The organism is Billgrantia sp. C5P2, from assembly GCF_051062895.2.
This window is the reverse complement of sequence record NZ_CM128542.1, coordinates 2,132,416-2,150,358: the sequence shown is the minus strand read 5'-3', so window position 1 is coordinate 2,150,358 and position 17,943 is coordinate 2,132,416. Positions and strand designations below refer to the sequence as shown.

Genomic DNA, 17,943 nt, shown 5'->3' with positions numbered 1-17,943 from the left:
ATCGGCATGCCGACGAAAGCAATCAGACCACCGCATCTGCATGCGGTGGTCTGATTGGAAGATAACGGTATAAAAATGGTCAACCGCGATAATAGCCTGGTGCCACGAAAGGCATCTTGCTCACCACCATGGGCAAGCGCTTGCCTCGCACTTCGGCATGGACGGTCGAGCCGATCCCGGCATGCTCGATATCGACATAGCCCATCGCGACCGGCTGGCCGACACTGGGCCCGAAGCCACCGGAGGTGACCCGGCCTATGTGGCGGCCGTCCTCGCTGTAGAGTTCGGCACCCTCGCGCACGGGGGCACGCCCTTCACCCAGTAGGCCGACCCGCTTGCGACGGTGATCCTTGGCATCGACCTGATGCAGGATCAGGTCGGCCCCGGGGAATCCCGCCGAACGCTCTCCGCCGTGACGACGCGCCTTGCCGATGGCCCAGATCAGTCCCGCCTCCACCGGGGTGGTCTCGGAATCGATATCGTGACCGTAGAGGCACAGCCCCGCCTCCAGGCGCAGGGAATCCCGCGCCCCCAGGCCGATGGGCTCGACCTCCTCATCGGCCAGCAGGCGGCGGGCCAGCGCCTCTGCCTGGTCGGCCGCCACCGAGATTTCGAAGCCATCCTCGCCGGTATAGCCGCTTCGGCTGATCCAGACAGGCATGCCATCGATCTCGAAACGACCATGCTGCATGAACACCATCTCGCAGGCCTCGGGGCAATGCCGGCGCATGACCTCCGCCGCCTTGGGCCCCTGCAGGGCCAGCAAGCCACGATCCAGCACCTCGACCCGATGCTCATCGTCGACGAGCCCGGTCTCGAGCAGCGCCACGTCCTGCTCCTTGCAAGCGGCGTTGACCACCAGATAGAGAAACCCACCCCCCGGATTGACCACCATCAGGTCATCGAGGATACCGCCCTCCTGACCGGTGAACAGCGCATAGCGCTGCATGCCCTCGGGCAGGCCGACGATATCGGCGCACACCAGCGTTTCCAGCGCTTCGGCAGGACGTGGGCCATGCAGCAGAATCTGGCCCATGTGGGAGACATCGAACAGGCCGCAGGCGGCACGGGTATGCTCGTGCTCCTTCTTGACGCCGAGTGGGAACTGCACCGGCATCTCGTAACCGGCGAAGGGCACCATCTTGCCCCCCAGCTCCAGATGCAAGTCGTACAGCGGTGTGTGCTTGAGTTGGCTCATGAGGTTTCCTCGTGGCATGTGTAGGCAAGGGAGGCTCGATCAGGAGAAGACGAGGCGCTCCCAAGGGCGCCTCGAGCCACCAGGCAGGGTCGATCAGGACTTGTCGTGGTCCAGATCCTCGCCCGGTAGCACCTCCTTGCCGTCGAAGTAGTCGCGCGTCACCTTGAACACCACGGGCGACAGCAGCGCCAGCGCAATCAGGTTGGGAATCGCCATCAGGGCGTTGAAGGTGTCGGCCATCAGCCAGATGAAGCCGAGCTGAGCCATGGCACCCAAGGGAATCGCCAGCACGAACAGCACCCGATAGAGCATGATCGAGCGCGTGCCGAACAGGAACTGGAAGCACTTCTCACCGTAGAACGACCAGCCCAGGATGGTGGTGAAGGCGAATACCGCCAGCGCCAGCGATACGATCTGGTTGCCCCAGCCGGGCAGCGCCGCATCGAAGGAGAGCGCGGTCAGCGAAGCACCCTGCTCCCCCTGCACCCACACGGTGGAAGTCAGGATGACCAGCGCGGTGATGGTACACACGATGATGGTATCGATGAAGGTGCCGAGCATGGCGATCAGGCCCTGGCGCACCGGGTTGCGCGTCTTGGCGGCAGCGTGGGCAATGGGCGCACTGCCCAGGCCCGCCTCGTTGGAAAAGATACCGCGTGCCACGCCGAAGCGAATCGCCGCCATCACCGCGGCCCCGGCAAAGCCCCCTGCTGCCGCCACGGGGTTGAAGGCATAGTAGAAGATCAGACGGAAAGCCTCACCGATTTCGCCGGCGTTGACGATCAGCACCACCAGCCCCGCCGCCACGTAGGCGATACCCATGATCGGCACCAGCTTGCCGGCCACCTTGGCGATACGCTTGATACCTCCCAGGATCACGGCGCCCGCCAGGACCATGATCACCACACCCGTCAGCCAATGGGGAATACCGAAGGTCGAATCGAGCGCGTCGGCCACGGAGTTCGACTGCACGGTGTTGCCGATGCCGAAGGCAGCCACGGCGCCGAAGAAGGCAAAGGCGCCACCCAGCCACAGCCACTTCCTGCCCAGGCCGTTCTTGATATAGAACATCGGCCCGCCGACGTGATACCCGGTACTGTCGGTTTCCCGGAAACGCACCGCGAGAACCGCCTCGGCGAACTTCGTCGCCATGCCGACGAGTGCTGTGATCCACATCCAGAACACCGCACCCGGACCGCCCAGGGCGATGGCCGTTGCCACGCCGGCGATGTTCCCGGTACCGATGGTGGCCGACAGTGCCGTCATCAGGGCGTTGAAGGGGGAAATCTCACCTTCGTCTTCGAGCTTCTTCGCCTCGCCAGGTGCCGGCTTGGCATCACGACCCTGCCACATCAGCTTGAAGCCGGTGCCCAGCTTGCGGATGGGCATCAGCTTCAAGCCGATCTGCAGGTAGAGACCCACCCCCAACAGCAGGATGAGCATCAACGGCCCCCAGACCACACCGTTGATAGCGCTGAATATTGCTGTCAATGTTTCCACGAACGTTTCCCTCTGTTGTATGGACTGTTTTTAAGGACATTCTCGAGAGATCTACACGACCAGACGGCGTACCATAGCGGAAAACTCCAGAAAGGCGCCACCTGGGTCGTAATGCCTGCTGCGATTCGTTCGTCCTGCTTTCAACCGCGCAAGCTTAGCGCGTGTTTCGTATCGGAAACAAACGTCACGACACCGCTGACTTCCAATTTGGCGACACGCCCCGGACACAGCGTCACCGCCAAGCGGCATGCCTCACAGGTTAGTGAGCCGAGCCGACGGTGTCGAATGAGGCCTTGACCGTGGGAGGCCTACCCCATATGAGCAAGTTGCACTGGACGCCTGCCGCCCTGCGCGCCACGCTATCGATGCGACAGGCCTGATCCCATCCATCGAAGGCGGCCCCTCGGGCTCGCCAAACGACGTCAATGGCGTTAGCATTCGCCCAGTCAGAAAACCTTTTTCTTATAGGAAAACATCATGAGCTCGATTCCTGCCAACCTGCGCTACAACGACAGCCACGAATGGGTGCTCGACAACGGCGACGGTACCGTCACCATCGGCATCACCGACCATGCCCAGGAAGCCCTTGGGGACGTCGTGTTCGTCGAGCTTCCCGAAGTGGGTCGCACCCTGGAGAAAGGCGAGGAGTTCGGCGTGATCGAATCGGTCAAGGCCGCCTCCGATCTCTACGCGCCGCTGGCCGGCGAGATCGTCGAGGTCAACGAGATCCTCGAGAACGCCCCAGAGACCGTCAACGAAGCGCCCTACGAGGGTGGCTGGATCATGAAGGTTCGCGTCGAAGATGCGGCCGCCGTGGAAGCCCTGCTGAATGCCGAGGCATACCAGGCCGTGGTCGACAGCGACTCCTGATCACGACACAGCGACGCTCCCCGGCCCGGTGACTGCATTCGGCATCGCCGGGCATTCCACATCGACTTACAGGGTTCTCCATGGTTTACGACAACCGCCGCCTGGCCGAACTGGCCGATCATGACGCCTTCATCCGTCGCCACAACGGCCCCGGAGCCGAAGATGTAGCCGCCATGCTGGCGGCGCTGGACATGGACAGCCTCGATACTCTGATCGAACGCACGGTACCGGCGGAAATTCGCCTGGGCCGCGAACTCGATCTCGACCCGCCGCGCAGCGAAGCCGAGGCGCTCGACTACCTCAGGCGCCTGGCGCGCCAGAACAAGGTGTTCAAGACCTATATCGGCCAGGGTTACTACAACACCCACGTGCCGGCCGTGATCCAGCGCAACGTGCTGGAGAACCCAGGCTGGTACACCGCCTATACGCCTTATCAGCCGGAGATCGCCCAGGGTCGCCTCGAGGGCCTGCTCAACTTCCAGCAGATGGTCATGGACCTGACCGGCATGGAGCTGGCCAACGCATCGCTGCTCGACGAAGCCACCGCCGCCGCCGAGGGCATGGCGCTGTGCCAGCGCGCCAACAAGAAGTCGAAGAGCAACGCCTTCTTCGTGGCCGACGACGTGCTGCCGCAGACGCTGGACGTGGTGCGCACCCGCGCCCACTATTTCGGTTTCGAGCTGATCGTCGGTCCGGCCGAGAGCCTGGCCGAGCATGACGTCTTCGGCGCCCTGCTGCAGTACCCCGGCGAGAGCGGCCGCGTGCACGACCTCGCCCCATTGCTGGCGACCGCCCGCGAGAACAACGTGATGACCTGTGTCGCCGCCGACATCATGAGCCTGGTGCTGCTCAAGGAGCCGGGTGCACTCGGTGCCGACATCGTTGTCGGCAACACCCAGCGCTTCGGCGTGCCCATGGGCTACGGCGGCCCCCATGCCGCCTACTTCGCCACCACCGACAAGCTCAAGCGTTCCATCCCCGGGCGCATCATCGGCGTGTCCAAGGATGCCCGCGGCAACACCGCCCTGCGCATGGCCATGCAGACCCGCGAGCAGCACATACGCCGCGAGAAGGCCACTTCCAACATCTGTACCGCCCAGGCGCTGCTGGCCAACATCGCCGGCTTCTATGCCGTCTACCACGGCGCCGAGGGCCTCACCAACATCGCCAGCCGCATCCACCGCCTGACCACTATCCTGGCCGAAGGGCTCAAGGCCAAGGGCGTGTCACTGGTGCATGACAGCTGGTTCGATACTCTGCGCCTGACCGGCGTCGATGCCGGCAAGATCCACGGCCGGGCACTGACGCATGAAATCAATCTGCGCTACTTCGACGATGGCGACATCGGTGTCAGCCTGGACGAAACCACCACGGCCCACGACCTCGACGCCCTGTTCGACGTGCTGCTCGGCGAAGAGCACGGGCTCTCGGTCACCACGCTGGACGAGAGGATTGCAGCCGATGGCATCAACGGCATTCCCGCCGCCTGCCGTCGCGACTCCGTATTCCTGACCCACCCCACCTTCGAGCGCTTCCGCAGCGAGACCGAGATGCTGCGCTACCTCAAGCGCCTCGAGAACAAGGACCTCTCGCTCACCCACGCAATGATCCCGCTGGGCTCGTGCACCATGAAGCTCAACGCCACCAGCGAGATGATCCCGATAACCTGGCCCGAGTTCGGTCAGTTGCACCCCTTCGTGCCGCAGGAGCAGGCGGTCGGCTACAAGCAGATGATCGACGAGCTGGCAGCGTTCCTGGTCGAGATCACCGGTTACGACCATATCTCGATGCAGCCCAACTCCGGGGCCCAGGGCGAGTATGCCGGCCTGGTGGCGATCCGCCGCTATCAGGCCGCCCAGGGCCAGGGCCACCGCGACGTCTGCCTGATTCCCAGCTCCGCCCACGGCACCAACCCCGCCTCCGCCGCCATGGCCCAGATGAAGGTGGTGGTGGTCGAATGCGACGAGATGGGCAACATCGACCTCGACGACCTGCGCGCCAAAGCCGAACAGCACAGCGACGCGCTCTCCGCGATCATGCTGACCTACCCCTCCACCCATGGCGTGTTCGAAGAGGGCGTGCGTGAGGCGTGCGCCATCGTCCATCGCCACGGTGGCCAGGTCTACATCGACGGCGCCAACATGAACGCCCAGGTGGGCCTGTCACGCCCCGGCGACTTCGGCGGCGACGTATCGCACCTCAACCTGCACAAGACCTTCTGTATCCCCCACGGCGGCGGCGGCCCGGGCATGGGCCCCATCGGCGTCAAGGCACACCTGGCGCCCTACGTCTCCAACCACGTGGTAACGCCGATTGCAGGCGTGAAGGAGCACTGCGGCGCCGTCTCCGCGGCGGCCTTCGGCAGCGCCTCGATCCTGCCGATCTCCTGGGCCTACATCAAGATGATGGGCGCGCGCGGGCTGCGCCAGGCGACGGAGCTCGCCATTCTCAACGCCAACTACATCGCCAAGCGCCTGGAGGACCATTACCCGGTGCTCTATCGCGGCGTCAACGGCACCGTGGCACACGAGTGCATCATCGACATCCGCCCGCTCAAGGCGGCTTCGGGCATCAGCGAGGAGGACATCGCCAAGCGCCTGATGGACTACGGCTTCCACGCCCCGACCATGTCCTTCCCGGTGCCCGGCACGCTGATGGTGGAACCCACCGAGTCGGAATCGCGCTACGAGATCGACCGCTTCTGCGACGCCATGATCGCCATTCGCAAGGAGATCGCCCGGGTCGAAGGTGGCGAGTGGCCGGCCGACGACAACCCGCTGGTCAGCGCGCCGCACACCATGGCCGACCTGATGGACCCTGCCTGGGAGCGCTCCTACTCCCGCGAGACCGGCGCCTTCCCCTCGGCAGCGGTCAAGGCCGCCAAGTACTGGCCGGCGGTCAACCGCGTCGACAACGTCTTCGGCGACCGGCAGCTGATCTGCTCCTGCCCCAGCATCGACGAGTACCGCGACTGATTCGTGCAGCGTCTTGCCTCAGCGCAAACGGCCCGCCTTTCGGCGGGCCGTTTGCTTGGCGGGTATCGAGCCGACAACTAGCCGGCAACTACAGCGGCGAAACGACTTCCCCGTAGCCGAAGCGCTCGCGCATGCGCTGCTCGCGGAAGCCATCCAGCAACCGCGCATAACGGCGTGGAATCTTGGCGCCAGAGCGGGTGACCAGATGCAGCGTCTCGTGCTCCGTTACCGCCAGGTCGAGCTCCTTGACCTGGCGCTGCCAGGGGGAGGTTTCCAGCACCAGCCGCGACACCACGGTGAAGCCAAGCCCGCGGGCCACGGCATCCATCACCATGCCCACCTCGTTGGTGAAGCCCTGGCGCCGGAACTGGCTCATGGAGCGAAACTCGTCGGGAAAGTTACTGCGCAGCAGAGCTCCGGCATGGTTGACCCCATCGGAATAATTGAGAAAACCGATGCCCATCAGCTCGGCCAGCGAGGTACCGGCGAAGTCGGCCGGCACCACCAAGCACAGCGGTTCCTGGTGCCAGAGCCTGCAGTCCAGCTCCGGATGGCGAATCGGCTCGGTGACGATTCCCAGGTCATGGCGACCGGCCAATACGTCCGAGACGATTTCATGGCTGAAGGCGAAGCTGTAGTTGACCGTCAACCCCGGCGACATCTGCTGCTGGCCGAGAATGTAGGGATAGAACATCAGGCCGACGCTGCCTGGCGACGCAATGCGACACTCACCGGTATCGAGCGCATCGTCATCGAGCGAATGGCGGAACTGTTCATGCTCGGCGAACAGGCGCAGGCCATAGTCGTAGGCCCGACGCCCGGCCTCAGTGAGCGTGAAGCGCCGCCCCTGCCGCTCCAGCAGCGGCTTGTCGAGGTACTGCTCGAGCTTGCGCACGTGCTGACTGACCCCCGGCTGGGTCATGTCGAGGTGATGTGCGGTACGCGTGAAACTGCCGGTTTCGACCAGGGTAATGAAGGTGCGGAAGTACTGGGCGTTGAACATGGCGCATCGCTTGCAGGTGCGGTCGAGGTCGCGACCGGTTGCTGTCATCCTACCACTGCAAGCCCGGCGGCGCAGCGCTGCGCCATGGCGGCCGGCATGATAGCATCGGTTCACGACTCGATGACCACGACTCGATGAACATTGCACGATCCCCTGTCCAGCGTTCGACAGGGCCGCAAGCCGACTCCACAAGGATCGTTTCATGCCCGACACCATCTCCGCCACCATTTCCCCCCTGCGAAGCCTGGAAGTGCTCTCTCAGCACGAGGTGAACCGCTTGCGCGACACCTCCAAGGCCGGCCTGCACGACCTGCTGCGTCGCTGCTCGCTGGCCGTGCTCAGCTCCGGCAGCGTGACTGACGACAGCCTGGTGCTGATGGAGACCTATCACGATTTCGATATCGAAGTGATCCAGCAGGACCGCGGCATTCGGCTCAAGGTCAGCAATGCACCGGCCGAGGCCTTCGTCGACGGCAAGATGATTCGCGGCATTCGCGAGCACCTCTCTTCAGTGCTGCGCGATATCGTTTACGTCTACAACGAGATCCAACACCATCAGCGCTTCGACCTCAGCACCGGCGAGGGTACCACCAACGCGGTGTTCCACATCCTGCGCAAGGCCGGCACGCTGAAACCCGGCCGCGACCCCGGCATCGTGGTGTGCTGGGGCGGCCACTCGATCACCCGCGAGGAGTACGAGTACACCAAGGACGTCGGCTACCAGCTTGGCCTACGTGAACTGGACATCTGCACCGGCTGCGGACCCGGCGCCATGAAGGGGCCGATGAAGGGGGCCAACCTGGCGCATGCCAAGCAGCGCATCGGCGATGGCCGTTACCTGGGTATTTCCGAACCCGGCATCATCGCCGCCGAAGCGCCCAACCCGCTGGTCAACGAACTGGTGGTCATGCCCGACATCGAGAAGCGTCTCGAGGCTTTCGTGCGCCTCGGGCACGGCATCGTGGTCTTCCCCGGCGGGGTCGGCACGGCCGAGGAAATCCTCTATCTCCTGGGCATCCTGCTGCACCCCGACAACCACGACATGGAACTGCCGGTCATCTTCACCGGCCCCGCCAACTCGGCCGACTACTTCCAGCGCATCGACGAGTTCCTGGTCTATACCCTCGGCGAGGCGGCACGCAGCAAGTACCGCATCATCGTCGACGACCCCGTCGAGGTCGCCCGCACCATGCGCCAAGGTATCGACAGTGTCACCGAGTTCCGTCGCGCCCAGCAGGACGCCTTCCATTACAACTGGCGGCTGACCATCGCGCGCAACTTCCAGGAAACCTTCGAACCGACCCACGCGGCAATGGCGGGACTGGCCCTTCACCGCAACCAGCCGGTCCATGAATTGGCGGCCAACCTGCGCCGTGCGTTCTCGGGTATCGTGGCCGGCAACGTCAAGGAGCATGGGCTGCGTGCCATCGAGGCGCACGGTCCCTTCCAGCTGCACGCCGAGTCGGAGCTGATGCGTCGCCTGGACGACCTGCTCGGCTCCTTCGTCGCCCAGGGGCGCATGAAGCTGCCGGGGCGCGAATACGAGCCCTGCTATCGACTGGTGTGATCGGAAGGAAGAAAGTAAAGGAAGAAAGTACCGGCAAATGGCCGGGCGCAACCGCGCCCGGCCATTTTCGTCAATCCTGCGGACTGACGGGACGCCACCATAGCCACAGGGCATGCAGCAGCAGCCCCAGGGTAGCGCCATGGGCGATCAGCAGCTGCCAACTGATCCAGGCGGTGAACAGCGCGTGCCACAGCCCCATCAACGCCAGGCCGACCACGAGCGACGCCGCCAACCGCTTGCCCAGCCGGGGCAGCCGGGCACGCTCACCGGCTTGCAGCATGCGCCAGTTCATGGCCGCCACCACCGCCACCACTGCAATGGCGATGACGATCAGAGTGAGGCGGTTGTCGTGCCCGCCGGCCAGGTAACGCGGCACGGTGGCAAACATCAGCACCAGCAGGCCCGCCATCAGGCTCAGCCGTTCCGCAGTCGGCGCGGCATTCATCTCAGGCTACCTTGAGCTGCTGGGTTTCGATCCACTCCTCGGCCCAGGGCAGCGCGGCATCATCGGCCATGAAGGTTTCCATGGCGTCGACTTCCAGCCGCTCCCCCAGGCGAGTGGCACCAAGCCCCTCGAGCATTTCGTCGAGGCGGCGCCCCGCCCCACAGAAGGTATCGCCATAGGAGCTGTCGCCCAGAGCGATCACACCGTAACGCAACCCCACCAGCGATGGGCTCTTCTCGTCAAGCGCCCGAGCGAAGGGGACGAAGTTGCCGGGGAAATCGCCGCTACCGGTGGTAGACACGCAGAACAGCGCCAGATCGGGCCACTCCTCGGTCAGGTCCTCAAGCGTCGACTGCTCGAAGATGGCGGTGTCGTAGCCGGCCGCTTCGAACAGCGGTGCGACCTGTTCGGCGACATCGAGAGCACCGCCATACATGGTTCCTACGAAGATCTTCAGCATTGGCATGTCGGGGATAAACCTGAACTATTCAACGAGATAATATCACGACGCAGGCTGCTGACGCAGTTCGGCAGCGAGCCCCGCCGCAGGGCGGCGAGGTGTCGCATGCAGCTCGGGTCATGCCCGAGTATAATAGTCGGCCTTTCGTTCGAGGAGGCGACATGCTGCAGACGCAGACGTTCGAAGCCTGGATCACTCCGCTGCTCATCGGCGGGCTGATCCTCTTCATGAGCTTCATCATCTGGGACCTGGCCAGAAAATCCCAGGCCGGCCGCTTTGGCACCATCATGCTCTTCGTGGTGCTTGGAGCGGGCATGATGGGCTACATCCTCAAGGTGGTCGTCACCTGGCTGATGGAGAGCGGCGGAGGCGTGTAGCGTACAGGATGCCCTCTCCGTAGCGGCATCCTGCCCGTCAGTTGGTGGCGAACCCTAGCTGGGCGCCGAACCTTCATAGCGCTCCACTTGGCTCTTGAGCTTCTGCCCGGGGCGGAACGTCACGACACGACGTGCCGAGATGGGGATCTCCTCGCCGGTCTTCGGGTTGCGGCCGGGGCGCTCACGCTTGTCGCGCAGGTCGAAATTGCCGAATCCAGACAATTTCACCTGTTCGTTCTCACGCAGGCACGCCCTGATCTCCTCGAAGAACGACTCTACCATGGCCTTGGCTTCGCGCTTGGTCAGCCCCAGCTCGGCGTGAAGATGTTCGGCCAGTTCCGCCTTGGTCAACGCTCCCATGTCACCTCCTCAGAATGGCGGTCCAGCCCGCCGCCTTGATGGCATCCGCCCCTCGTGCGCTCATCCGCGCAGCTCGGCCCCCAGATGCTGATGCGACTCGGCGACGATGGCATCGACCAACTGATTGATTTCATCGTCATTCAGCGTGCGCGAAGGATGCTGCCAGGTCAAGCCCAAGGCAACACTCTTGCTGCCGTCGGGTACGCCCTTGCCCTGGTAGACATCGAACAGACTCAGTTCCTGCAGCCACTCCCCCGCCTGCTCGCGAACGCAATCCAGCAGCGCTTGCACGGGACGATCCTCTCCCAGCAGGAAGGCCAGGTCCCGACGCACTTCCGGATAGCGTGACAGCGGCTCGAACTTGGGCAAGACGCCGTGGGTCAGCGCATCCTGGCGCACTTCGAACAGGAACACCTCGACCTTGAGCCCCAGCTCGGCCTTCACGCCAGGGTGCAGCGCACCGATCCAGCCCACCGGCTCGCCACGGTATAGGATCCGGGCGCTCTGCCCCGGATGGAGCGCGGAGTGCTCACCGGGCTCGAAGCGCCACGCGCCCTCCTCGCCACCCAGCGCGATCAGACTCTCCAGATCGCCCTTGAGATCGAAGAAATCGACCTTCTCACGGCTACCGGTCCAGCCTTCGGGAAAGCGCTCGCCGCAGGCCAGCGCGCCGACCATCGGCGTCTGCTCCAGCTCATCCAGGTCGCCGCGGAAGATCAGGCCCGTTTCGAACAAGCGCACACGGGTCTGCTGACGGTTGAGGTTGTACTCGAGGGCGCGCACCAGTCCCGGGAACAGGCTCGCCCGCATTACCGCGAGGTCGCTGGAAATGGGATTGGCCAGCCGCGGCGATACCGCATCCGGCAGCAGCGTCTGCTGCAGCTCGGGAGCAACGAAACTGTAAGTGACGGCTTCCTGGTAGCCGCGCGCCACCATCTGGCGACGCAGGCGCGCCAGGGGCGTACGCGCCTCGTGGTCAGGGCGCAGCGCCAGGCGCGCCGCTGGGCGACGCACCGGCAAGCGGTTGTAGCCGTGGATGCGCGCCACCTCCTCGATCAGGTCTTCCTCGATGGAGATGTCGAAGCGCCAGCTCGGCACCCGTGCCTGCCACCCAGCCTCGACGGCACGCACCTGCATGCCCAGTCGTTCGAGGATCTCCTGCACCTCCTCGCCGGGCAGCGCCTTGCACAGCGCCTGCTCCAAACGCGCGCTGCGAAGGGTGACCTCACGCTCGCCCGGCAGATGCGCTTCGCTTGCCACTTCCACCAGCGGCCCCGGCTCACCGCCGGTGATCTGCAGCAGCAGCCCCGTGGCACGCTCCACCGCGTCACGAGTGAGCTGCGGGTCGACACCGCGCTCAAAGCGATGGGAGGCATCGGTATGCAAGCCGTAGGAGCGCGCCTGCCCGGCCACCGCCAGCGGCGAGAAGAAAGCCGACTCGAGGAAGATATCGCGGGTCGCGGGGCTCACCCCGGAATGCTCGCCGCCCATCACGCCGGCAATCGCCAACGGACCGCGCTCGTCAGCGATCACCAGGGTAGAAGCCTCCAGGGTGATCTCCTGGCCGTCGAGCAGGGTCAGTTGCTCGCCCTCCCGCGCCAGCCGTACCACCACTGCGCCGTGCAGATTCTCACGGTCGAAGGCATGCAGGGGCTGACCCAGCTCGAGCATCACGTAGTTGGTCACGTCGACCACCGGGTCGATCGAACGGATCCCGCTGCGCCGCAGTCGCTCGACCATCCACAACGGTGTCGCCGCGGTGACGTCGACGCCCTTGATCAGCCGGCCGATATAGCGCGGGCAGCGCTCGGCATCCTCGACACGCACCGGGAAGGTCTCGTCGTGGCTGGCGGCTACCGGCTCGATGGCAGGCGGCGTCAGCGCCAGTCGATTGAGTACGCCGACTTCCCGCGCCAGCCCCTTGAGGCTCAGGCAGTCACCGCGGTTGGGGGTCAGATCCACCTCGACGGTATGATCGTCGAGCCCCATCCAGGTGCGGAAATCCTCTCCGGTCGGGGCATCGGCGGGTAGCACCAGGATGCCCCCAGAGGTCTCCTCGGCCAGCCCCAATTCGGAGGCAGAGCAGATCATGCCGCGCGACTCGACGCCGCGCAGCTTGGCCTGTTTGATCTTGAAGTCGCCGGGCAGCAAGGCACCGACTCGGGCGAAAGGCACCTTCTGCCCTACCGCCACGTTGGCAGCGCCGCACACCACCTGCACCGACTCGCCACTGCCATCGACCACCTGGCAGACGTTGAGCTTGTCGGCATCGGGATGCTGCTGCTTGTCGACGACCTCGGCCACCACGACGCCGCTGAAGGCCGACGCCACGGGCTCGACGGCATCCACCTCCAGGCCGGCCATGGTGATCTGGTCGGCCAACCCCTGTACGCCAAGCTGCGGGGAGACCCATTCACGCAGCCACTGTTCGGAAAATTTCATGATCAATCCTGTGTTCGGCCGAAGTTCATGTCACGCCGCCCGGGTTCGTACGGAACCCGCATCAGGCGAACTGGCGCAGAAAGCGCAGGTCGTTGTCGAAGAACATGCGCAGGTCGTTGACGCCATAGCGCAGCATGGCCAGGCGCTCGGCGCCCATGCCGAAGGCGAAGCCCTTGTAGCGCTCCGAATCGATGCCGGAGTGACGGAAGACCTCCGGATGCACCATGCCGCAGCCCATGACCTCCAGCCAGCCGCTGTGGGAGCAGACCCGACAGCCCTCGCCCGAACACATCACGCACTGGATATCGACCTCGGCAGAAGGCTCGGTGAAGGGGAAATAGGAGGGGCGGAAACGCACCGAGAGGTCGTCACGCTCGAAGAAGGCGTGCAGGAAGTCCTCGATGGTGCCCTTTAGGTCGGCAAAGCTCACGTCCTCGTCCACCAACAGACCTTCGACCTGGTGGAACATCGGCGTGTGGGTCAGGTCGGAGTCACTGCGATAGACTCGTCCCGGGCAGACGATGCGGATCGGCGGCGCCTGCTCCTTCATCGTGCGCACCTGCACCGGCGAGGTGTGAGTACGCAGCAGGCGCGTGGCGTCGAAATAGAAGGTATCGGCCATGCCGCGTGCCGGGTGGTGCGCCGGAATGTTGAGAGCCTCGAAATTGTGATAGTCGTCTTCGACTTCCGGCCCCACGGCCACATCATAGCCGATGCGGCTGAACAGTCCCTCGATGCGCTCCAGGGTCAGGGTGACCGGATGCAGGCCTCCGCTGGCCTGGCCGCGCCCCGGCAGGGTCACGTCGATGCGCTCCGCCGCCAGTTGTGCCTCGAGGGCAGCCTTGGAAAGCGATTGGCGGCGAGCATCCAGCTCATCGGCCAGGGCCTGCTTGGCCTGGTTGATGCGCTCCCCCGCTGCCGGGCGCTCACCCGCCGGCAGCTTGCCCAACCCCTTGAGCTGGGCGGTGATCTCGCCTTTCTTGCCGAGGTAGCGCACCCGCAGCTCATCGAGCGCCGCGATGCTCTCGGCGGCCTGTATGGCCTGACGGGCCTCGGTGACCAATGTCGGTAGATGGTCCATCCGCTGAGCTCCGAAATCGTTGATTCTACGGTTAACGCGTCAGTGGCATGAGGCCAAAAAACGCCAGGAGCGATTTTTGGCGTCGCGCCAGCGACGGCCCCTAGAGTGGCCGCCATGGAGGGTGGCCACAAAAAAACAGGGGAAGAGCGGCTGCTCTTCCCCTGCGACGGTCTGGCATCGTGGCGGACCGGCCTGGGCCGGCCCGACGCCACCGGCCGATGTCACTTACTGGGCAGCCTTGGCCTTCTCGACGATGGCGGCAAAGGCAGCCTTCTCGTGAACGGCCAGGTCGGCCAGCACCTTACGATCGATCTCGATACCCGCCTTCTTCAGGCCGCCGACGAAGCGGCTGTAGGACAGACCGTGCTGACGGGCACCGGCGTTGATACGCTGGATCCACAGGGCGCGGAACTGACGCTTGCGCTGACGACGGTCGCGATAGGCATACTGACCGGCCTTGATGACAGCTTGCTTGGCCACGCGGAAGACGCGCGAACGGGCACCGTAGTAGCCTTTGGCCAGCTTGAGGACTTTCTTGTGACGACGACGAGCGACGACACCACGCTTGACACGAGTCATAGCTTTCTCCTGACGTTAAATTGGGCAACCAAAGGCTTACAGATTCGGCAGCATGCGCTGGATCAGTGCCTTGTCGGCGTCGTGGATCTGCTTCATACCCCGCAGCTGACGCTTCCGCTTGGTCGACTTCTTGGTCAGGATGTGGCTACGGAACGACTGCTTGTGCTTGAAGCCGTTGGCCGTCTTCTTGAAGCGCTTGGCAGCGCCGCTGTTGCTCTTGATTTTCGGCATGAGAATAACTCCGCTCGAGATTTTTCAGAAAATCCGGGGCCGATGGTCGGCTTGCGCCGACCATCCGTTGGACTGGCCTTCGGATCACTTCTTCTTGGGGGCAATGATCATGATCATCTGGCGCCCTTCCATCTTGGGGAAGGCCTCCACGGTCCCGATCTCATCGAGATCCGCGGCGATCCGCTCCATCAGCTTGCGGCCGAGGTCCTGGTGCGCCATTTCACGACCGCGAAACCGCAGCGTGACCTTGCCCTTGTCGCCACCTTCGAGGAAGCGGATCAGGTTCTTCAACTTCACCTGATAATCGCCCTCGTCGGTGCCAGGCCGGAATTTGACTTCCTTGACCTGAATCTGCTTCGTCTTCTTCTTCTGGGCAGCCTTCTGCTTTTTCTGCTCGAAGACGAACTTGCCGTAATCCATGATCTTGCAGACGATCGGATCGGCATTGGAAATCTGGACGAGGTCAAGACCGGCCGCTTCGGCACGCTCGAGCGCTTCGCTGGTAGGTACGACACCCAGCTGCTCGCCGTCGCTGTCGATCAGGCGAACCTGATCCTCGGTTATCCGCTCGTTCATTGGGGGGCGCTTGTCCTGAGGACGTGCGCGCTGGCTGCTTCGCTTGATCGTTCCGTCTCCGTTCCGGTAATTGACGATGTCGTTACCAACCTGTCTTTACCAACCTGTGCTCACCAGCCTTCTGCCCGTATCCGCTCAATGAAGACGTCAACGGTCATGGTGCCCAGGTTTTCGCCGGTGCGCGTGCGCACGGCAACCGAGTCGGCTTCAACTTCCTTATCTCCTACGACCAGGAGATAGGGAACCTTCTGCAACGTATGTTCGCGGATTTTAAAGCCGATCTTCTCGTTCCTCAAGTCCGCCTTGACGCGAAGGCCAATTTTCTGCAAGCGACGCTCGAGTTCGACCGCATAATCGCGCTGGGAGTCGGTGATGGTCAATACCACCGCCTGCTCCGGCGCCAGCCACAGCGGCATGGCTCCGGCATAGTGCTCGATCAGGATTCCGATGAAGCGCTCGAAGGAGCCCAGGATCGCCCGATGCAGCATTACCGGTGTCTTGCGTTCGCCATCCTCATCGACGAACTGGGCACCCAGGCGACCCGGCAGGTTGAAATCAAGCTGCAGAGTACCACACTGCCACACGCGATTGAGACAGTCACGTAGGGCAAATTCGATCTTGGGTCCATAGAAGGCCCCCTCGCCCGGCTGCAGCTCCCAATCGAGACCGGTGGCGTTCAACGCCGCCTCGAGGCCGGCTTCGGCACGGTCCCACAGTTTCGGCTCGCCCATGAAGTCCTCGGGGCGGGTCGAGAGCTTGAGCTCGACGTCATCGAAGCCGAGTTCCTTGTAGACCTTCAAGGTCAGCGCGATAAAAGCCTCGGCCTCGCTCTGGATCTGCTTCTCGGTGCAGAAAATGTGAGCATCGTCCTGGGTGAAGCCGCGCACCCGCATCAGGCCGTGCAGCGAGCCGGAAGGTTCGTTGCGGTGGCAGCTACCGAACTCGGCCAGGCGCAGCGGCAGGTCACGGTAACTCTTGAGCCCCTGGTTGAACACCTGGACGTGGCAGGGACAGTTCATCGGCTTGATCGCGTACTCACGCTTCTCCGACTCGGTGGTGAACATCAACTCGCTGTAGTGTCCCCAGTGACCCGACTTCTTCCACAGCGACAAGTCGACGACCTGTGGTGTGCGAATCTCCTGATAGCCGTGCTCGATCTGGACACGGCGCATGTACTGCTCCAGTGCCTGGTAGAGAGTCCAGCCATTGGGATGCCAGAAGACCATGCCCGGGGCCTCTTCCTGCAGGTGGAAGAGGTCCATGCGCTTGGCCAGCTTGCGGTGGTCGCGCTTCTCGGCCTCTTCGAGCCGCTGCAGGTGAGCCTTGAGCTGCTTCTTGTCGCCCCAGGCAGTGCCGTAGATGCGGGTCAGCATTGGCTTGCTGGCATCGCCACGCCAGTAGGCGCCGGCCAGCTTGGTCAGTTTGAAGGCCTTCAGGTGCCGGGTGTTGGGCACGTGGGGCCCCCGACACATGTCGGTGTATTCCTTGTGGTAATAGAGGCGAATGGTCTCGCCTTGCGGGATGTCGCCGATGATCTCCTGCTTGTAGGGCTCATCGCGCTCCTCGAAGGTAGCCATTGCCTTGTCACGATCGACGTACTCGCGCACCACGTCGTATTCGGTGTCGATCAGCTCCTTCATGCGCGCCTCGATGGCGGCCAGGTCGTCCGGCGTCACCGAACGGCCGAAGTCGATATCGTAATAGAAACCGTCGTCGATCACCGGGCCGATGGCCATCTTGGCATCGGGGTAGAGCTGCTTGACGGCGTGCCCGATCAGGTGAGCGCAGGAGTGGCGAATGACCTCCAGCCCCTCGGAATCACGAGCGGTGATGATCGCCACTTCGGCGTCACGGTCGATGAGGTCGGCGGCGTCCACCAGTTCGCCGTCGATCTTGCCGGCCACGCAGGCCTTGGCCAGCCCAGGTCCGATGGACTCGGCAAGCTGCATCACGCTGATGGGTTCGTCGAAAGTTCTCTGGCTGCCGTCCGGCAGGGTCACGATGGGCATCTAAGCGTCCTTTGCGCAGTGGTGATCCATACCAGGGATCACGTGTCGCGGTTAATAGCAGATTCGAAAATAGGTGATCAATCCGGAGTGCAGCCCACCCATTACCCTGGGCGATACGAGTACCGTGCCAAACGGCCTCGCTGCACGTCGCGGCAGCCGACAAGACTAACAGAATCGAGCCCTTCTGCGCCACGCCAGGCAGGCTCCAAGAAAGCAACAGGGGCACCCGAAGGTGCCCCTGCCGAAGACGCTAGCGGGCGAATTGCCCGA

At 63.7% G+C, this 17,943-nt stretch carries 16 protein-coding genes; 4 read left to right on the top strand and 12 right to left on the bottom strand.

Annotated features, from left to right (window positions below; all coding sequences use genetic code 11):
* Positions 1 to 79 precede the first annotated feature (79 nt).
* Together gcvT and ACRWQA_RS09835 are read right to left on the bottom strand one after the other, a co-directional pair.
* Positions 80 to 1,198, bottom strand: coding sequence for a glycine cleavage system aminomethyltransferase GcvT (gene gcvT / locus ACRWQA_RS09840; RefSeq protein ID WP_434231669.1), 1,119 nt, complete (start codon positions 1,196 to 1,198; stop codon positions 80 to 82).
* 93 nt (positions 1,199 to 1,291) lie between these two features.
* Positions 1,292 to 2,698 carry an alanine/glycine:cation symporter family protein gene (locus ACRWQA_RS09835; protein WP_263580052.1) on the bottom strand — a complete coding sequence of 469 codons (1,407 nt, stop codon included), beginning with the start codon at positions 2,696 to 2,698 and terminating at the stop codon, positions 1,292 to 1,294.
* A 477-nt stretch (positions 2,699 to 3,175) separates the two neighbouring features.
* On the opposite strand from ACRWQA_RS09835, the gene gcvH reads away from it, so the two are divergent.
* Positions 3,176 to 3,568: a glycine cleavage system protein GcvH gene (gcvH, locus tag ACRWQA_RS09830; protein ID WP_263580053.1), complete on the top strand. Its 393-nt coding sequence runs from the start codon at positions 3,176 to 3,178 to the stop codon at positions 3,566 to 3,568.
* Between the two features lie 80 nt (positions 3,569 to 3,648).
* Positions 3,649 to 6,543: an aminomethyl-transferring glycine dehydrogenase gene (gene gcvP / locus ACRWQA_RS09825; protein WP_434231666.1), complete on the top strand. Its 2,895-nt coding sequence runs from the start codon at positions 3,649 to 3,651 to the stop codon at positions 6,541 to 6,543.
* Between the two features lie 88 nt (positions 6,544 to 6,631).
* Here the strand turns inward: gcvP and ACRWQA_RS09820 are convergent, their stop codons facing one another.
* Positions 6,632 to 7,546, bottom strand: coding sequence for a LysR family transcriptional regulator (locus ACRWQA_RS09820; RefSeq protein ID WP_434231693.1), 915 nt, complete (start codon positions 7,544 to 7,546; stop codon positions 6,632 to 6,634).
* Positions 7,547 to 7,748: 202 nt separating this feature from the next.
* Here ACRWQA_RS09820 and ppnN point away from each other — a divergent pair, with 202 nt between their 5' ends.
* Complete coding sequence (gene ppnN / locus ACRWQA_RS09815; protein ID WP_318153145.1) at positions 7,749 to 9,113, top strand: nucleotide 5'-monophosphate nucleosidase PpnN; 1,365 nt, start codon at positions 7,749 to 7,751, stop codon at positions 9,111 to 9,113.
* Positions 9,114 to 9,183: 70 nt separating this feature from the next.
* On the opposite strand, the gene ACRWQA_RS09810 is transcribed toward ppnN, so the two are convergent.
* Positions 9,184 to 9,558, bottom strand: a complete 375-nt coding sequence (locus tag ACRWQA_RS09810) for a hypothetical protein (RefSeq protein ID WP_434231663.1) — start codon at positions 9,556 to 9,558, stop codon at positions 9,184 to 9,186.
* A 1-nt stretch (position 9,559) separates the two neighbouring features.
* A complete protein-coding gene (locus ACRWQA_RS09805; RefSeq protein ID WP_263580056.1) occupies positions 9,560 to 10,024 on the bottom strand; it encodes a flavodoxin domain-containing protein in 465 nt (154 codons plus the stop codon).
* A gap of 155 nt (positions 10,025 to 10,179) precedes the next feature.
* Here ACRWQA_RS09805 and ACRWQA_RS09800 point away from each other — a divergent pair, with 155 nt between their 5' ends.
* Entirely contained in the window at positions 10,180 to 10,395 is a 216-nt protein-coding gene (locus tag ACRWQA_RS09800; RefSeq protein ID WP_263580057.1) for a DUF2788 domain-containing protein, read from the top strand.
* Positions 10,396 to 10,449: 54 nt separating this feature from the next.
* Here ACRWQA_RS09800 and ihfA read toward each other — a convergent pair whose 3' ends face one another.
* The 7 genes from ihfA to thrS all read right to left on the bottom strand — a co-directional run bounded on the left by ihfA (position 10,450) and on the right by thrS (position 17,673).
* Positions 10,450 to 10,755, bottom strand: a complete 306-nt coding sequence (gene ihfA / locus ACRWQA_RS09795; protein ID WP_263580058.1) for an integration host factor subunit alpha — start codon at positions 10,753 to 10,755, stop codon at positions 10,450 to 10,452.
* Between the two features lie 60 nt (positions 10,756 to 10,815).
* Positions 10,816 to 13,197 (bottom strand): phenylalanine--tRNA ligase subunit beta, encoded by a 2,382-nt coding sequence (gene pheT, locus ACRWQA_RS09790; RefSeq protein ID WP_434231658.1) that lies wholly within the window; start codon positions 13,195 to 13,197, stop codon positions 10,816 to 10,818.
* Positions 13,198 to 13,258: 61 nt separating this feature from the next.
* Complete coding sequence (gene pheS, locus ACRWQA_RS09785; protein ID WP_434231655.1) at positions 13,259 to 14,278, bottom strand: phenylalanine--tRNA ligase subunit alpha; 1,020 nt, start codon at positions 14,276 to 14,278, stop codon at positions 13,259 to 13,261.
* Between the two features lie 225 nt (positions 14,279 to 14,503).
* Complete coding sequence (gene rplT, locus ACRWQA_RS09780; protein ID WP_104203667.1) at positions 14,504 to 14,857, bottom strand: 50S ribosomal protein L20; 354 nt, start codon at positions 14,855 to 14,857, stop codon at positions 14,504 to 14,506.
* A 36-nt stretch (positions 14,858 to 14,893) separates the two neighbouring features.
* The gene (rpmI, locus tag ACRWQA_RS09775; RefSeq protein WP_089725334.1) at positions 14,894 to 15,088 is read right to left on the bottom strand and encodes a 50S ribosomal protein L35; all 195 of its coding nucleotides are present in this window, start codon (positions 15,086 to 15,088) and stop codon (positions 14,894 to 14,896) included.
* 84 nt (positions 15,089 to 15,172) lie between these two features.
* The gene (infC, locus tag ACRWQA_RS09770; protein WP_263583977.1) at positions 15,173 to 15,712 is read right to left on the bottom strand and encodes a translation initiation factor IF-3; all 540 of its coding nucleotides are present in this window, start codon (positions 15,710 to 15,712) and stop codon (positions 15,173 to 15,175) included.
* A gap of 62 nt (positions 15,713 to 15,774) precedes the next feature.
* Positions 15,775 to 17,673 (bottom strand): threonine--tRNA ligase, encoded by a 1,899-nt coding sequence (gene thrS, locus ACRWQA_RS09765; protein WP_446326278.1) that lies wholly within the window; start codon positions 17,671 to 17,673, stop codon positions 15,775 to 15,777.
* Positions 17,674 to 17,943 lie beyond the last annotated feature (270 nt).

Bases quoted from the DNA above. Each gene is read 5' to 3' on its own strand.
- pheT (WP_434231658.1), bottom strand. From the start codon at position 13,197: ATGAAATTTTCCGAACAGTGGCTGCGTGAATGGGTCTCCCCGCAGCTT.
- thrS (WP_446326278.1), bottom strand. From the start codon at position 17,673: ATGCCCATCGTGACCCTGCCGGACGGCAGCCAGAGAACTTTCGACGAA.
- ACRWQA_RS09820 (WP_434231693.1), bottom strand. From the start codon at position 7,546: ATGTTCAACGCCCAGTACTTCCGCACCTTCATTACCCTGGTCGAAACC.
- ACRWQA_RS09810 (WP_434231663.1), bottom strand. From the start codon at position 9,558: ATGAATGCCGCGCCGACTGCGGAACGGCTGAGCCTGATGGCGGGCCTG.
- ihfA (WP_263580058.1), bottom strand. From the start codon at position 10,755: ATGGGAGCGTTGACCAAGGCGGAACTGGCCGAACATCTTCACGCCGAG.
- rpmI (WP_089725334.1), bottom strand. From the start codon at position 15,088: ATGCCGAAAATCAAGAGCAACAGCGGCGCTGCCAAGCGCTTCAAGAAG.
- gcvT (WP_434231669.1), bottom strand. From the start codon at position 1,198: ATGAGCCAACTCAAGCACACACCGCTGTACGACTTGCATCTGGAGCTG.
- rplT (WP_104203667.1), bottom strand. From the start codon at position 14,857: ATGACTCGTGTCAAGCGTGGTGTCGTCGCTCGTCGTCGTCACAAGAAA.
- ppnN (WP_318153145.1), top strand. From the start codon at position 7,749: ATGCCCGACACCATCTCCGCCACCATTTCCCCCCTGCGAAGCCTGGAA.
- gcvH (WP_263580053.1), top strand. From the start codon at position 3,176: ATGAGCTCGATTCCTGCCAACCTGCGCTACAACGACAGCCACGAATGG.
- pheS (WP_434231655.1), bottom strand. From the start codon at position 14,278: ATGGACCATCTACCGACATTGGTCACCGAGGCCCGTCAGGCCATACAG.
- ACRWQA_RS09805 (WP_263580056.1), bottom strand. From the start codon at position 10,024: ATGCCAATGCTGAAGATCTTCGTAGGAACCATGTATGGCGGTGCTCTC.
- ACRWQA_RS09800 (WP_263580057.1), top strand. From the start codon at position 10,180: ATGCTGCAGACGCAGACGTTCGAAGCCTGGATCACTCCGCTGCTCATC.
- gcvP (WP_434231666.1), top strand. From the start codon at position 3,649: ATGGTTTACGACAACCGCCGCCTGGCCGAACTGGCCGATCATGACGCC.